Source organism: Rhizobium sp. PDO1-076 (assembly GCF_000247475.1).
Classification (GTDB): Bacteria; Pseudomonadota; Alphaproteobacteria; order Rhizobiales; family Rhizobiaceae; genus Allorhizobium.
Genome location: NZ_AHZC01000011.1, coordinates 1 through 15511, shown reverse-complemented (window position 1 = coordinate 15511; position 15511 = coordinate 1). Strand labels below are relative to the sequence as shown.

Annotated in this window: 13 protein-coding genes; all 13 read left to right on the top strand. The window is 61.6% G+C overall.

Annotated features, from left to right (window positions below; genetic code table 11):
• Positions 1 to 19 precede the first annotated feature (19 nt).
• Positions 20 to 1555, top strand: a complete 1536-nt coding sequence (locus PDO_RS00840) for a sugar ABC transporter ATP-binding protein (RefSeq protein ID WP_007596626.1) — start codon at positions 20 to 22, stop codon at positions 1553 to 1555.
• A 10-nt stretch (positions 1556 to 1565) separates the two neighbouring features.
• Positions 1566 to 2558: an ABC transporter permease gene (locus PDO_RS00835; RefSeq protein ID WP_007596623.1), complete on the top strand. Its 993-nt coding sequence runs from the start codon at positions 1566 to 1568 to the stop codon at positions 2556 to 2558.
• A complete protein-coding gene (locus PDO_RS00830) occupies positions 2555 to 3568 on the top strand; it encodes an ABC transporter permease (protein ID WP_007596622.1) in 1014 nt (337 codons plus the stop codon). Before PDO_RS00835 ends, PDO_RS00830 begins: the two co-directional genes overlap by 4 nt.
• Positions 3568 to 3891, top strand: coding sequence for an L-rhamnose mutarotase (gene rhaM, locus PDO_RS00825; protein ID WP_007596619.1), 324 nt, complete (start codon positions 3568 to 3570; stop codon positions 3889 to 3891). The genes PDO_RS00830 and rhaM overlap by 1 nt, the downstream gene beginning before the upstream one ends.
• Positions 3888 to 5288 carry an FGGY-family carbohydrate kinase gene (locus PDO_RS00820; RefSeq protein WP_007596617.1) on the top strand — a complete coding sequence of 467 codons (1401 nt, stop codon included), beginning with the start codon at positions 3888 to 3890 and terminating at the stop codon, positions 5286 to 5288. The genes rhaM and PDO_RS00820 overlap by 4 nt, the downstream gene beginning before the upstream one ends.
• A gap of 79 nt (positions 5289 to 5367) precedes the next feature.
• A complete protein-coding gene (locus PDO_RS00815; RefSeq protein ID WP_007596615.1) occupies positions 5368 to 5955 on the top strand; it encodes an ANTAR domain-containing response regulator in 588 nt (195 codons plus the stop codon).
• Between the two features lie 42 nt (positions 5956 to 5997).
• Positions 5998 to 7272, top strand: coding sequence for a CmpA/NrtA family ABC transporter substrate-binding protein (locus tag PDO_RS00810; protein ID WP_007596613.1), 1275 nt, complete (start codon positions 5998 to 6000; stop codon positions 7270 to 7272).
• Between the two features lie 352 nt (positions 7273 to 7624).
• Positions 7625 to 8923, top strand: coding sequence for a CmpA/NrtA family ABC transporter substrate-binding protein (locus PDO_RS00805; protein WP_007596611.1), 1299 nt, complete (start codon positions 7625 to 7627; stop codon positions 8921 to 8923).
• A gap of 176 nt (positions 8924 to 9099) precedes the next feature.
• Positions 9100 to 10011, top strand: coding sequence for a nitrate ABC transporter permease (gene ntrB / locus PDO_RS00800; RefSeq protein WP_007596609.1), 912 nt, complete (start codon positions 9100 to 9102; stop codon positions 10009 to 10011).
• Positions 10012 to 10024: 13 nt separating this feature from the next.
• A complete protein-coding gene (locus tag PDO_RS00795) occupies positions 10025 to 10822 on the top strand; it encodes an ABC transporter ATP-binding protein (RefSeq protein WP_007596607.1) in 798 nt (265 codons plus the stop codon).
• 5 nt (positions 10823 to 10827) lie between these two features.
• The gene (gene nirB, locus PDO_RS00790; RefSeq protein ID WP_007596604.1) at positions 10828 to 13275 is read left to right on the top strand and encodes a nitrite reductase large subunit NirB; all 2448 of its coding nucleotides are present in this window, start codon (positions 10828 to 10830) and stop codon (positions 13273 to 13275) included.
• 4 nt (positions 13276 to 13279) lie between these two features.
• The gene (nirD, locus tag PDO_RS00785) at positions 13280 to 13615 is read left to right on the top strand and encodes a nitrite reductase small subunit NirD (protein WP_007596602.1); all 336 of its coding nucleotides are present in this window, start codon (positions 13280 to 13282) and stop codon (positions 13613 to 13615) included.
• Between the two features lie 58 nt (positions 13616 to 13673).
• On the top strand, positions 13674 to 15511 hold a 1838-nt coding region (locus PDO_RS00780), incomplete at its 3' end, for a molybdopterin-dependent oxidoreductase (protein WP_007596599.1).

Here is a 15511-nt window from a genome sequence, read left to right as displayed (position 1 = left end):
CCATTTTCTGGTGCACGGAATGATGACCGTTCAAGCTTCAAAAATCGGCACGAATGCCGAGCCTGCCGACACGCCCATTCTGGAGATGTGCGGTATCTCGCAGATCTTTCCCGGCGTCAAAGCGCTGGATGGTGTCAACATCGCGCTTTATCCCGGCAAGGTCACGGCACTGATCGGCGAGAACGGTGCCGGCAAGTCGACGCTGGTCAAGATCCTCACCGGCATCTATCGTCCCAATGAAGGCGAAATCCTGATCGACGGCAAGCCGACCGCCTTTGCCAATGCCCAGGATGCAATCGACGCCGGCGTGACCGCCATCCACCAGGAAACCGTCCTGTTCGACGAATTGACCGTCGGCGAAAACATCTTCCTCGGCCACGCGCCGAAAACCCGCCTCGGCCTGATCGACTGGCGCCAGATCAACGAACGCTCCCGCACCCTGATGCAGGCGCTCGAAAGCGACATCGATCCGACGACCAAGCTCAAGGATTTCTCCATCGCCCAGCGCCATCTGGTCGCGATCGCCCGTGCTCTTTCCGTCGAAGCGCGCATCGTCATCATGGACGAGCCGACGGCCGCCCTTTCCCGCAAGGAAATCGACGATCTCTTCCGCATCGTCGAAGGCCTGAAGCGCCAGGGCAAGGCAATCCTCTTCATCAGCCACAAGTTCGACGAACTCTACGAGATCGCCGACAACTACGCCGTCTTCCGCGACGGTCGCATGGTCGGAACCGGTGTGCTGAAGACAACCCCACAAGACGAGATCGTCCGCCTGATGGTCGGGCGCGATGTGCATGACGTTTTCCCGAAGACGCCTGCCGTCATCGGTGCATCCGTGCTCTCCGTCCAGGGCTACAGCCATGAAACCGAATTCCGCAACATCTCCTTCGAACTAAGAAAGGGCGAGATCCTCGGCGTCTACGGCCTGATTGGCGCCGGCCGCTCCGAACTGTGTCAATCGCTCTTTGGCATCACCCGTCCCGCTTCAGGCACCCTGTCGTTGGAGGGCAGCCCGATCATCATCAATTCGCCGGCCGATGCGATCGCCGCCGGCATCGTCTATGTACCGGAAGAGCGCGGCCGCCATGGTCTGGCCCTCGAAATGCCGATCTACCAGAACATATCGCTGCCCTCGCTGGTCCGCACCTCGGTTTCGGGTTTCCTGAAGGCGGCCAATGAATTGAAGCTCGCACGCCGCTATGCAGAGAGGCTGGATCTGCGCGCCGCAGCCCTGTCCGTGCCGGTCGGCACGCTGTCGGGCGGCAACCAGCAAAAGGTCGTCATCGGCAAGTGGCTAGCGACCGCACCCAAGGTCATCATTCTCGACGAACCGACCAAGGGCATCGACATCGGCTCCAAGGCCGCGGTCCATGGCTTCATTTCCGAACTCGCCGGCGAAGGCCTGTCAATCATCATGATTTCGTCCGAACTGCCCGAAATCCTCGGCATGTCCGACCGCGTCATGGTCATGCGCGAAGGTCAGTCCGCCGGCATCTATGAACGCGAGGGACTGTCCGCAGAGACGCTGGTGCGTGCGGCGACAGGCAATGCGTAAGGATAGCATCATGCAAAATCTGCTGAAAAACCGCGAACTGCTGCTGGGCCTGATCATCGTCGGGATGATCCTCGGCTTCTCGACCCGCGCCGACAATTTCGCCAGTCCCGGCAACCTTGCCAATATCTTCAACGATACCTCGATCCTGATCATCCTGGCGCTCGGCCAGATGGTGGTCATCCTGACCAAGTCGATCGACCTGTCAGTGGCAGCAAACCTTGCCTTCACCGGTATGGCGGTTGCCATGCTCGACGCAGCATATCCCGGCCTGCCGCTTGCGCTGCTCATCGTTGTGGCGATCGGCATCGGCGCCATGCTGGGCGCCATCAACGGCTTTCTCGTCTGGGCTCTGCAGATCCCGCCGATCGTCGTGACGCTCGGCACCTTGACCATCTACCGCGGCATGACCTTCGTCCTGTCGGGCGGTGCCTGGGTCAACGCCCACCAGATGCAGCCGGACTTTCTCGGGTTCCCGCGCACGGTGGTTCTCGGTCTGCCGATCCTGTCCTGGGTCGCGATTGCCATTGTCATTCTCGTCTCGTTCATTCTGACCCGCACCAGCTTCGGCCGCTCCACCTATGCCGCCGGTGGCAATCCGGTTGCTGCGATCTATGCCGGCATCGACGTCGGCCGCGCCCGCTTCCTCGCCTTCGTCCTGTCGGGCGCGCTCGCTGGTCTCTCCGGCTATCTCTGGGTCTCGCGCTACGCCGTCGCCTATGTCGATATCGCCGGCGGTTTCGAACTGGACAGCGTCGCGGCAAACGTCATCGGCGGCATCTCGATCGCCGGCGGCATCGGCACCGTCATCGGCACGGTGCTCGGCGCCCTCTTCCTTGGCGTCATCAAGAACGCGCTTCCGGTCATCGGTATCTCGCCTTTCGCCCAGATGGCCATTTCCGGCATCGTCATCGTCCTTGCCGTCGTCTTCAATGCCCGCGCCGAGCGCAAGAAGGGCCGTATCATCCTGCGCGATCGCGCCGCCAAGACCGAGGTGACGGCATGAGCACCACCCCTATCGAAGCTCGCGAAAAGCGCATCATCCCAGACCGGCTCGGAACGCCCTTCCGCCGTATGCTGGCCAGTTGGGAAGTCCTGCTCTTCTGTGTCGCCGTTCTGATCTTCATCGCAAATTCTCTCGCCTCGCCCTACTTTCTCGATGCCTGGAACTTGTCGGATGCGACCTTCAACTTCACCGAAAAGGCAATGATCGCCTTTGCCATGGCGCTGCTGATCATTGCCGGTGAAATCGATCTCTCTGTCGCCGCCATCATCGCATTGGCCTCGACCGCCATGGGCTACGCCGTGCAGATGGGCGTCGGCACGCCGGGTCTCGTCGCCATCGGCATCACCACGGGGCTCGCCTGCGGCGCTTTCAACGGCTTTCTGGTCGCTGCCCTCCGCCTGCCCTCGATCGTCGTCACCATCGGCACGATGAGCCTGTTCCGCGGCATTTCCTACATCGTGCTCGGCGACCAGGCCTTCGGCAAATATCCGGCCGATTTTGCCTATTTCGGCCAAGGTTACGTGTTCTGGGTCTTCTCTTTCGAATTCATCCTGTTCCTCGCGGTGGCGCTTGCATTCGCCATCCTGCTGCACAAGACGAATTTCGGCCGCCATGTCTATGTCATCGGCAACAACCCGCTCGCCGCCCGCTTCTCCGGCATCCCGGTGGAACGGGTGAAATTCATCCTTTTCCTTCTGACCGGCCTGATGAGCGGCATCGCCGCCGTCTGCCTGACCTCCCGTCTTGGCTCCACCCGTCCATCGATTGCGCAAGGCTGGGAACTGGAAGTGGTCACCATGGTGGTGCTCGGCGGCGTCTCCATTCTCGGGGGTGCCGGCACCATCATCGGCGTCGTCATTGCCGCTTTCGTCATGGGCCTCGTCACCTTCGGCCTCGGCCTGCTCAACGTCCCCGGCATCGTCATGTCGATCTTTATCGGCCTGTTGCTGATCATCACCATCGCCCTGCCGATCATCGCCCGTCGGATCAAGCATGCGAGGAAAGCCTGATGGCCCAGCTTGAGAAACATGCGTTCAAGATGAAGCTGAACCCTGGCATGGAAGCCGAATACAGGAAGCGCCATGACGAGATCTGGCCCGAACTCGTCGATCTCCTGCATGACGCGGGCGTCAGCGACTATTCGATCCATCTCGATCCCGAGACCAACATCCTGTTCGGTGTACTGACCCGCCCGAAAAACCATAAAATGGCAGCGCTGCCCGATCATCCGGTGATGAAGCGCTGGTGGGCACACATGGCCGACATCATGGCCTCCAATCCCGACAATTCGCCCATTGCCAAGGATCTGGTCACGGTGTTTCATCTGCCATGATGAAGCCTGCCACCCTGCCGAAATATAGACGTGTCGCCGTCATCGATATCGGCAAGACCAATGCGAAGCTGGTTGTCGTCGATGCAGAGACCGGCAAGGAAATTGCTGTCCGCAAGACCGCCAACTCAGTTCTTGCAGGCCCGCCTTATCCCCATTTCGACATTGAAGCGCTCTGGCAATTCATCCTTGAGACCTTGGCGGACTTCGCCAGGGTGCCGGGTTTTGATGCGCTCTCGATCACCACTCACGGCGCCAGTGCCGCCTTGCTGGATGAAAATGGCGACCTTGCCCTGCCGGTGCTCGACTACGAACATCTCTACCCGCAGGACATCCAGTCCGCCTACGAGACCCTGCGACCGGCTTTCGCCGAGACCTATTCGCCGAAACTTGCCGGCGGGCTGAATGTCGGGGCCCAGTTGCACTATCTGCAGACGGCATTTCCCAACGCTTTCACCCGCGTCGCGACCATCCTCACCTACCCGCAATACTGGGCCTACCGGTTGACCGGCATCGCCGCCAACGAAGGAACATCTCTCGGCTGCCACACCGATCTCTGGCAACCCTTCACGGCCAGCTATTCCAGCCTCGTCGATCGCCTTGGCGTCCGCAAGCAGCTTGCTCCGGTCCGGTCCGCCTTCGATGCGCTCGGCGATATCCAGCCGGAACTGGCCGAGCGCCTCGGCCTGCCAAAGGCGGTACCCGTCTATTGCGGCATCCACGATTCCAACGCCTCGCTCCTGCCTCACTTGCTCGGTTTCGGCTCGCCCTGCTCTGTTATTTCAACCGGCACATGGGTCATCAGCTTTGGCGTTGGAGCCAAGCCGGACCACCTCGACCCGAACCGCGACAACCTCGTCAACGTCGATGCCTATGGCAGCCCGGTTCCCACGGCGCGCTTCATGGGTGGACGCGAATGGGACATGCTGACAAGGGATCTGCCGAAAGCAGCGCCGGGCAAAATGGCAAATGCCCTGAATTCGGTGCTGGACAAGCACATCATGCTTCTCCCGAGCGTCGTTGAAAAGACCGGGCCGTATCCGGACCGCAAGGCAGAATGGATCCTCGAGCCGACAGATCCAGCCGAGCGTCGCGTCGTCGCAAGCCTCTACGAAGCGCTTATGACGGTCACCTGTCTGGAACTGATCGGTGCCGACAGTCCGCTCATCGTCGAGGGACCCTTTGCGTCAAACGACCTCTATCTGGAAGCATTGCACAGCCTGACGGGCCGTCCGGTCTTCGCGTCGGAAGCCACCACCGGTACCGCCATTGGCGCCGCCCTTTTGACCGGCCTTCAGCTCAAGGTGCCCATGCATCCCGTTACCGGCACGATCGAAAAGCTGAAGACCTATGCTGCAATCTGGCGCGAGCGGGCCAACGGCGGACGCACCTCCGTCTAAATTTTATCCATCCGGATTTTTGCATTTCTTTTGTGCAGTGCAGCTTGTCAAACATGCTGCACTGCTCCATCAATGCGCCATGAGCAATACCGACCTCACCATTCTTGTGATCGATGAGAACGCCGTGCGGGCGGCGATCATCGATGAAGGATTGCGCGAAGCGGGCCACACGCATGTCACGGTCGTCCATGAGGTCAACGGCATTGCCCGCATCGTCGAGACACTGGCGCCCGACGTCATCATCATCGATATCGAGAACCCCAACCGCGACATGATGGAGCATTTGTTCCAGCTGACCCGCACAGTTGCGCGTCCGATTGCAATGTTCGTAGACCGGTCGGACACCACCTCGATCGAGGCCGCCGTCGATGCAGGCGTCTCGGCCTATATCGTCGATGGCCTGAAGAAAGAGCGCGTCAAACCCATCCTCGACATGGCCGTCAGCCGCTTCAACGCCTTCAGCCGCTTGCAGCGCGAACTGGCGGAAGCCCGCAGTGCCCTGGAAGAGCGGAAAATCATCGAGCGCGCCAAGGGCATTCTGATGAAAATGCGTGGCTTGAGCGAGGAAGAAGCCTTCGCGCTGCTGCGTCAAACCGCGATGAACGAAAAGAAGAAACTGGCCGACATCGCCCAGAGCGTGGTCACCGCAGCAGGGCTGCTACTTTGACGGATCGCCCGAGAGGACGCCGGAGGAACCGGAGTGCATGACATGACGAGCAGGCGAAACGATAGCGGCGGACTGGCCGCGCCGGGTCTCGGTCCCGGCAAGCAGCAGCGCGTTCTGCGCGCCGGCTTCATCCCACTGATGGACGCCTCGGTTCTGGTCGCCGCTGCCGAATGCGGTTTCGCCGAGCGCGAAGGGCTGACCCTCGATCTTGTGCGCGACGTCTCTTGGGCCAATGTCCGCGATCGCCTCGCCTTTCGCCAGTTCGACATTGCCCATATGCTTTCACCGATGCCTGTCGCCTCGATGCTTGGCCTCGGATCCAACCCGTCACCGACAATCACTCCATTTTCGCTCGGTCGCGGCGGCAATGCGATCACACTGTCGCTGAGGCTCTTCGAACGCATGCAGTCCCTGACCGGTATCGGCGAGGACGCGTCCGCGCTCGACAATGCCAGGGCGCTGGCTTCCGTGCTCGCCGACATGCGCATTCGTGGCGAACAGCCGCCGACCTTGGGCATGACCTATCCATTCTCCTCGCACAACTACGAGTTCCGCTACTGGCTGGCAGCCGGCGGCATAGACCCGGACCGGGATGTAAAGCTCGTTGTCGTGCCGCCACCGCTGACATCGGATGCGTTGGCAGCTGGCGCCATAGACGGCTTCTGTGTCGGCGCGCCATGGAACATGGTTGCCTCCGAGCGCGGCGTCGGGCGGATCGTTGCGGCCAAGCAGGACATATGGCCATCGGCCCCTGAAAAAGTGGTCGGCATACGCCCCGATTGGGCAGCAACCAACAGCGACACCGTCTCACGCCTGATCGTCGCCCTCGACGCCGCAGCCAGATGGTGCGACACCCCCGAAAACCATGACCATCTGGCGGAAATGCTGGCCGACACCCGCTACATCGCGACCGAAGTCAGCATCATTCGCCGCGTTCTGGCCGGCGAATTCAGCCTCGACGCAAAGGGCAATCAGCGGTTGCTGCTGGATTATTTCGTCTTTCACCGCCAGAATGCCAACTATCCGCGCCCGAGCCAGGCGCTGTGGATCTACAGCCAGATGATCCGCTGGGGGCAGGTCGGCTTCAGCGAAAAGGGATCGCAGCAAGCCGCCAGCGCTTTCCGGCCGGACATCTACCGCCAGGCCCTGGGCGATGCCGCGGCGCCCGATGATGGCGACATCCGCATCGAGGGCACCACGGAGGGCGATCGCTTCATGGATGCAATGGTCTTCGACCCTGCCGATATCGATGCCTATGTCGGGGCTTTTCCGGTCGGCAGCCGGCATCATCAAACCTCGACATCGCACGACTTTTAATATTGCACTGCCCAATGCTGCGGCGTCGAAATTTGTGCAATGCGGGCATTCGCACAAGTTTTACGCACCCGCAAGGCAATGCAGGTGTCGATTCGCAGCAACGCAAAATTAGATTTTCGCAATAAGAAACAACGACTAAAGTCACCGAACACGAAACTGGCACGCTGCTTGCTTCGTTAAAAACAATCCGGTCAACGGCGATCGGATATACAAGAGTGCACATAGCGCTCACCAGAGACATCGAAGTCGCTTGGTCTTGCATTCCGGGAATCCTCCTTTCCCGTGAACGCAAAAACCGGGCGGCTTTTTTTTGTTTTTCCGGATCTCCGTCACCACCAGAGGGACACGCACAATGACGAAGACTACAGGAACGGGCATCAGCCGTCGCAATATCCTCAAGACCACCGCCGCGGCCGCATTGGTCAGCGCGGTGCGCTCCGCCTTCCCATCCGGCGCCTTCGCGGCTTCCGCCGGCCCTGAAGTCACCGGGCTGAAGCTCGGCTACATCGCGCTCACCGATGCCGCACCGCTGATCATCGCCAAGGAAAAAGGCTTGTTCGCGAAGCACGGCATGGCCGATGTTGAAGTGCTCAAGCAGGCTTCCTGGGGGGCCACCCGCGACAATCTGGTGCTCGGCGGCGAGGCCAACGGCATAGACGGCGCGCATATCCTCACCCCGATGCCCTACCTGATGGAAACCGGCAAGGTGACGCAGAACAATGTGCCGGTGCCGATGTCGATCGTCGCCCGGCTCAATCTCGACAGCCAGGGCATTTCGGTTGCCCAGGAATATGCCGCAACCGGCGTCCAGCTCGACGCCTCCAAGCTCAAGGAAGCCTTCGCCGCCAAGAAGGCTGCCGGCAACGAGATCAAGGTCGCCATGACCTTCCCCGGTGGCACGCATGATCTCTGGATCCGCTACTGGCTGGCCGCCGGCGGCATCGACCCGGACAAGGATGTCTCCACCATCGTCGTGCCGCCGCCGCAGATGGTCGCCAACATGAAGGTCGGCAATATGGACGCCTTCTGTGTCGGCGAGCCTTGGAACGAGCAGCTCGTCAACCAGGGCATCGGCTTTACCGCCTGCACCACCGGCGAGCTGTGGAAGGGCCATCCGGAAAAGGCGCTCGGTCTGCGCACCGAATGGATCGAGAAGAACCCGAATGCCGCGAAGGCCCTGATGATGGCCGTCATGGAAGCTCAGATCTGGGCCGACAGCATGGACAACAAGGAAGAGATGTCGGCGATCCTCGGCAAGCGCCAGTGGTTCAACGTGCCGCCGAAGGATGTTGCTGGCCGCCTGAAAGGCACGATCAACTACGGCAACGGCCGCCTCGTCGAAAACACCGGGCTCGAAATGAAGTTCTGGAAGGACCACGCGTCCTATCCCTTCAAGAGCCACGACGCCTGGTTCCTGACCGAGAACGTCCGCTGGGGCAAGTTCGCAGCCGACACCGACATCAAGGCGCTGGTCGACAAGGTCAACCGCGAAGACATCTGGCGCGAAGCCGCCAAGGATCTGGGCGTTGCTGCCGCCGATATCCCGGCATCGAGCTCCCGCGGCGTCGAAACCTTCTTCGACGGCAAGGTCTTCGATCCGGAAAACCCGCAGGCCTATCTCGACAGCCTGTCGATCAAGGCCGGCGCGTAAAGGGCCTGCCCCTCACCCGGCTGCCGCCACCCTCTCCCCGCAAGCGGGGCGAGGGGAGATGGAGCCAAGGCCTCGCCAAAATCCCCTTCTCCCCGTTCACGGGGAGAAGGTCCCGGCAGGGGGGATGAGGGGCTACGCTCCACCGCAACGAACACCACTCGAAACAGGATCACACCATGACCGCAACAGCCCGCAAGGCAGACCAGACGGCGACACCGAAAGCGGTGTCCCAAGTGTCGTCTGACAAAAGTGCGACAGTCGTCGTGATGGCGCAGCGCCCGGCCCGCAAGCTTAACATCCAGCCGGCGCTGGCGGCCATCTGTCGCAATGTATTGCCGCCGCTCGTGGTGCTGATCGCGCTGCTGGCCATCTGGCAGATCGCCTGCTCGCATCCTGGCGCCACCCTGCCGCCACCGTCGCAGGTCTGGATCGACAGCTACGACCTGATTGCCTTTCCGTTCTTTGATTATGGCTCGCAGGATATCGGCCTTGCCTGGCGTGTTCTCATCTCGCTGCAGCGTGTCGCGATCGGCTTTGGCCTTGCCGCCGTCGTCGGCGTCTTCCTCGGCGCCGTCGTCGGCCAGTCGGTCTGGGCCATGCGCGGTCTCGATCCGATCTTCCAGATCCTGCGCACGGTACCGCCGCTCGCCTGGCTGCCGCTGTCACTGGCCGCCTTCCAGAATTCCAATCCGTCCGCGATCTTCGTCATCTTCATCACCTCGATCTGGCCAGTGATCATCAACACCGCGGTCGGCGTGCGCAACATTCCGGACGACTACCGCAACATCGCCCGCGTCCTGCGCCTCAACCCGCTGGAATTCTTCATCCGCATCATGGTGCCGGCGGCGGCCCCTTACATCTTCACCGGCCTTCGCATCGGCATCGGCCTCTCCTGGCTCGCGATCGTGGCCGCCGAAATGCTCACCGGCGGGGTCGGCATCGGCTTCTTCATCTGGGATGCCTGGAACTCCTCGCGTCTCTCCGACATCATCGTGGCGCTCGCCTATATTGGCGTGACCGGTTTCGTCCTCGACAAGCTCGTCGGACTGCTCGGCAGTGTCATCACCCGCGGCACCGCGAAGAACTGAGGAGACGATACCCATGAGCGCCTATCTCAAGATCGACCATATCGACAAGAACTTCGAACGTGCCGGCACAAAGACGGAAGTCCTGAAAGACGTCAGCCTGACCATCGACAAGGGTGAATTCGTCTCGATCATCGGCCATTCCGGCTGCGGCAAGTCCACCCTGCTCAACCTGATCGCCGGGCTGACACGGGTTTCTGCGGGGGCCGTCCTGCTCGAAAACGTCGAGGTCAATGCACCGGGCCCGGAACGCGCCGTCGTTTTCCAGAACCATTCGCTCCTGCCCTGGCTGACCGTCTATGAAAACGTCAACCTCGCCGTCTCCAAGGTCTTTGCCGGCCGCAAGACAAAAGCGGAAAAGCATGAATGGGTGATGCGCAATCTGGATCTCGTCCAGATGGGTCACGCCAAGGACAAGCGCCCGGCGGAAATCTCCGGCGGCATGAAGCAGCGTGTCGGCATTGCCCGGGCGCTTGCCATGGAGCCGAAGATCCTGCTGCTCGATGAGCCCTTCGGCGCGCTGGACGCGCTCACCCGCGCCCATCTGCAGGATGCGGTGATGGAGATCCACGCCCGCCTCGGCAACACGATGATCATGATCACCCATGACGTCGATGAAGCCGTGCTGCTCTCCGACCGCATCGTCATGATGACCAACGGCCCGGCCGCGCGCATCGGCGAAGTGCTCGAAGTCCCGATCCCGCGTCCGCGCGACCGCATCGCGCTCGCTGCCGACCGCACCTACCTCAAATCCCGCGAAGCCGTGTTGAAGTTCCTCTACGAACGCCACCGCTTCGTCGAAGCCGCGGAGTGAAATCAATGGCTGAAAAACTCGTCATCATCGGCAATGGCATGGCCCCCGGCCGCATGCTGGAAGAACTGTTCGAAAAGGCACCCGGCCTTTACGATGTCACGATCTTCAACGCCGAGCCGCGCGTCAACTATGACCGCATCATGCTCTCGCCGGTCCTCTCCGGCGAAAAGGCCTACGAAGACATCGTCATCCACAATGACGGCTGGTATGCGGCCAATGGCGTGACCCTGCACAAGGGCGCCAAGGTCACGGAGGTCGATCGCCATGCCAAGACAGTGACCTCGGCCAACGGCATCACCGCTTCCTATGACAAGCTCGTCATCGCCACCGGTTCGCTGCCCTTCATCATTCCCGTTCCCGGCCACCAGCTGCCTGGGGTTCTGGCCTACCGCGATCTCGATGACGTCGACAACATGCTGAAGATCGCCGCAGGCAAGGGCCGCGCCATCGTCATCGGCGCCGGCCTGCTCGGCTTGGAAGCGGCCTATGGCCTGAAGCGCCAAGGCATGGACGTCACGGTCATCCACCTGATGCCGACGATCATGGAGCGTCAGCTCGATCCGGCCGCCGCCTATCTGCTGGAAAAGGCGCTGACCGAACGCGGTATCGACATCATCACCAAGGCCAATACCAAGCAGATCCTCGGAACCGACAAGGTCGAGGGCATCGAGCTGGAAGATGGGCGCGTCATCGCCGGCGACATGGTGATCATGGCCGTCGGCATCCGCCCGGCCTCGAGCCTTGCCAAGGACGCCGGCATCGCCGTCAATCGCGGCATCGTCGTCGACGACGGCATGATGACCTCGGACCCCAATGTCTTTGCGCTCGGCGAATGCGCCGAACACCGCGGCACCTGCTATGGCCTCGTCGCGCCACTCTACGAGGCCGCCCGGGTTCTCGCCGATCGGCTGACCGGTGGTTCGGCCGAATATCATGGCTCCGTCGTCAACACGAAGCTCAAGGTCACCGGCATCAATCTGTTCTCAGCCGGCGACTTCGCCGAAGCGCCGGACCGTGAGGAAATCGTGCTCCGCGATGCCTCTGCCGGCATCTACAAGCGCCTCGTGCTGAAGGACAACAAGATCCTCGGCGCCGTGCTCTATGGCGAAACGGGAGATGGTTCCTGGTTCTTCGACCTGATGAAACGCGGAACCGACATCTCGCAGATGCGCGAAACCCTGATATTCGGCCAGTCCTACCAGGGGGGCACCCCGCTGGACCCTATGGCGGCCGTTGCAGCCTTGCCGGATGATGCAGAAATCTGCGGCTGCAACGGCGTCTGCAAGGGCAAGATCACATCCACGATCTCGTCCAAGGGCCTGACCTCGCTGGATGACGTGCGCGCCCATACCAAGGCATCCGCCTCCTGCGGCTCCTGCACGGGCCTTGTCGAACAGCTTATGACCCTCACTTTGGGCGACAGCTACAACCCGGCCGCGGTCACGCCGATGTGCACCTGCACCGAACTCGGCCATGACGACGTCCGCCGCCTGATCAAGGCCAAGGGCCTGAAGACCATTCCGGCTGTCATGCAGGAACTGGAGTGGAAGACCTCATGCGGCTGCGCCAAATGCCGCCCGGCGCTCAACTACTACCTCGTCTGCGACTGGCCGGACGAATATGCCGACGACTATCAGTCGCGTTACATCAATGAACGCGTGCATGCCAACATCCAGAAGGACGGCACCTATTCGGTCGTGCCGCGCATGTGGGGCGGCGTCACCAATGCAGCCGAACTGCGCGCCATCGCCGATGTTGTCGACAAGTTCGAGATCCCGCTGGTGAAGGTCACCGGTGGCCAGCGCATCGATCTTCTCGGCATCGAGAAGGAAGACCTGCCCGCGGTCTGGTCCGATCTCGGCAAGGCAGGTTTCGTCTCCGGACAGGCCTATGCCAAGGGCCTTCGCACGGTGAAGACCTGCGTCGGCTCCGACTGGTGCCGCTTCGGCACGCAGGACTCGACCGGCCTCGGCATCCGCATCGAAAAATTCATGTGGGGCTCGTGGACGCCGGCCAAACTCAAGCTGGCCGTCTCGGGCTGTCCGCGCAACTGCGCCGAAGCCACCTGCAAGGATATCGGCGTGATCTGTGTGGACAGTGGCTTCGATATCCATTTCGCCGGCGCCGCCGGCCTCGACATCAAGGGCACCGAAGTGCTCGGCCTGGTGAAGACAGAGAACGAAGCCCTCGAGTACATCGTCGCCCTGACCCAGATGTACCGCGAGCAGGCCCGCTATCTCGAGCGCATCTACAAATGGGCCAAGCGCATCGGGCTGGATGAAATCCGCCGCCAAATCATGACCAACGAGGAAAAGCGCAAGGGCTATTACGAGCGCTTCGTCTTCAGCCAGTCCTTCGCCCAGATGGACCCCTGGTCGGAGCGCGTCTCCGGCAAGGACAAGCACGAGTTCAAGCCGATGGCGACCATCGGCTACAGCCAGGCAGCGGAGTAAGATCATGGACCAGAACTGGATCGACATCGGCCATATCGACGATATCCCGTTGCGCGGCGCACGCTGCGTGAAGACCCCGCAAGGCAAGATCGCCGTCTTTCGCACCGCCGACAACGAGGTCTTTGCCATCGAGGACCACTGCCCGCACAAGGGCGGGCCGCTCAGCCAGGGCATCGTCCACGGCAAGGCCGTTACCTGCCCCCTGCACAACTGGGTGATCTCGCTGGAAAGCGGCCGGGCGATGGGCGCTGACGAAGGTGCCGTGCGCACCATTCCCCTGCGCAACATCGATGGCCAACTGTCGATGTCGCTCGAACGGGCGCTGATCGCCGCCGAGTAATCGTCCTGCCGCGCCGGCACCCCGAATGGGGTGCCGGCAACCACTAGCGGAGACACGCATGTCCACTGAAGTCAAAACCACTTGCCCCTATTGCGGCGTCGGCTGCGGCGTCATCGCCAGGGTCGACGACAATGGCGAGGTCAGCGTCAAAGGTGATCCGGAGCATCCGGCCAATTTCGGCCGGCTCTGTTCCAAGGGCTCGGCCCTTGCCGAGACGCTCGACCTCGACGGCCGTGCCCTCCATCCCGAGATCATGAGTAAGAGAACCAGCTGGAACACGGCTCTCAACATAGTGGCGCAGACTTTCCGCCAGACGATCGCGGAGCATGGCCCGGACTCGGTCGCCTTCTATGTCTCCGGTCAATTGCTGACCGAGGACTATTATGTCGCCAACAAGCTGATGAAGGGCTTCATCGGCTCCGCCAATATCGACACCAATTCCCGCCTCTGCATGGCCTCGTCGGTTGCCGGACATCGCCGCGCATTCGGTGCCGATACAGTCCCTGGCACCTATGAAGACCTGGAGCTGGCCGATCTCGTCGTGCTGGTCGGCTCCAACATGGGCTGGTGCCATCCGGTCCTCTATCAACGGCTGGCGGCAGCCAAGGCGGCTCGCCCCGCGCTCAAGGTCGTCGTCATCGATCCGCGCCGCACGGCGACATCCGATATCGCCGATCTCCACCTTTCGGTTCGCCCGGATGGCGATGTTGCGCTGTTCAACGGACTGCTCGCCCATCTCGTCCAGCACAATGCGATCGACCAGAGCTATATCGCCGCCCATACCCACGGCTTCGCCGAGGCTTTTGCCGAAGCGGATATGTCCATGGCCGACCTGATCGAGGCAACCGGCCTGCCGGCCATGCAGATCCGCCAGTTCTTTCACCTGTTCCAGACGACGGAAAAAACCGTCACCTGCTACAGCCAGGGCGTCAATCAGTCATCCGTCGGCTCCGACAAGGTCAATGCGATCATCAATTGCCATCTCTCGACAGGTCGCATCGGCCGTCCCGGCATGGGACCTTTCTCGCTCACCGGCCAGCCGAATGCCATGGGCGGCCGCGAGGTCGGCGGTCTCGCCAACATGCTGGCTGCGCATATGGCGATCGAAAACCCAGACCATCGCGAAAGGGTTCAGCGCTTCTGGCAATCGCCGGTCATCGTCGACAAGGCCGGCCTCAAGGCTGTCGACATGTTCGATGCCGTCGCCGATGGCCGCATCAAGGCGCTGTGGATCATGTCCACCAATCCGGTCGTCTCCATGCCCGATGCCGACCGCGTCAAGGCGGCCATCGAAGCCTGCCCCTTCGTCGTCGTCTCGGATATCCTCAAGGACACCGACACTGCCCGTCTGGCAGACGTTCTTTTGCCGGCGACCGGCTGGGGTGAGAAATCCGGCACGGTCACCAATTCCGAACGCCGCATATCGCGCCAGCGCCCTTTTCTCACTGCACCCGGCGAAGCACGACCCGACTGGTGGCAGCTTGCCGAAGTCGGCAGGCGCATGGGCTTCGACAAGGCATTCGACTACACCTCGCCGAGCGAAATCTTTGCCGAACATGCAGCCTTGTCGGCCTTCGAGAATGATGACGAACGTGACTTCGACATTGGTGCCTACGCCGCGATCGATGAAGACGACTATGACAGCTTGCGCCCCTTCCAATGGCCGCAGCAGGTCGGCAAGCCATCTGGCGACACGCGCTTCTTCGCCGACGGCCATTTCTACCATGCGGATCGCCGCGCACGCTTCATTGCAACGCCGGCAAAACTGCCGGTACGCACCAGCCTCGATTTCCCGCTAATCCTCAATACCGGTCGCGTGCGCGATCATTGGCACACCATGACCCGCACCGGGAAAAGCGCCCGACTTTCGGCCCACATCGCCGAACCCTTTCCGAG

What these genes read in the sequence shown, in the direction of transcription:
- PDO_RS00840 (WP_007596626.1), top strand. Translation starts at nt 20, where the DNA reads ATGATGACCGTTCAAGCTTCAAAAATCGGCACGAATGCCGAGCCTGCC.
- PDO_RS00835 (WP_007596623.1), top strand. Translation starts at nt 1,566, where the DNA reads ATGCAAAATCTGCTGAAAAACCGCGAACTGCTGCTGGGCCTGATCATC.
- PDO_RS00830 (WP_007596622.1), top strand. Translation starts at nt 2,555, where the DNA reads ATGAGCACCACCCCTATCGAAGCTCGCGAAAAGCGCATCATCCCAGAC.
- rhaM (WP_007596619.1), top strand. Translation starts at nt 3,568, where the DNA reads ATGGCCCAGCTTGAGAAACATGCGTTCAAGATGAAGCTGAACCCTGGC.
- PDO_RS00820 (WP_007596617.1), top strand. Translation starts at nt 3,888, where the DNA reads ATGATGAAGCCTGCCACCCTGCCGAAATATAGACGTGTCGCCGTCATC.
- PDO_RS00815 (WP_007596615.1), top strand. Translation starts at nt 5,368, where the DNA reads ATGAGCAATACCGACCTCACCATTCTTGTGATCGATGAGAACGCCGTG.
- PDO_RS00810 (WP_007596613.1), top strand. Translation starts at nt 5,998, where the DNA reads ATGACGAGCAGGCGAAACGATAGCGGCGGACTGGCCGCGCCGGGTCTC.
- PDO_RS00805 (WP_007596611.1), top strand. Translation starts at nt 7,625, where the DNA reads ATGACGAAGACTACAGGAACGGGCATCAGCCGTCGCAATATCCTCAAG.
- ntrB (WP_007596609.1), top strand. Translation starts at nt 9,100, where the DNA reads ATGACCGCAACAGCCCGCAAGGCAGACCAGACGGCGACACCGAAAGCG.
- PDO_RS00795 (WP_007596607.1), top strand. Translation starts at nt 10,025, where the DNA reads ATGAGCGCCTATCTCAAGATCGACCATATCGACAAGAACTTCGAACGT.
- nirB (WP_007596604.1), top strand. Translation starts at nt 10,828, where the DNA reads ATGGCTGAAAAACTCGTCATCATCGGCAATGGCATGGCCCCCGGCCGC.
- nirD (WP_007596602.1), top strand. Translation starts at nt 13,280, where the DNA reads ATGGACCAGAACTGGATCGACATCGGCCATATCGACGATATCCCGTTG.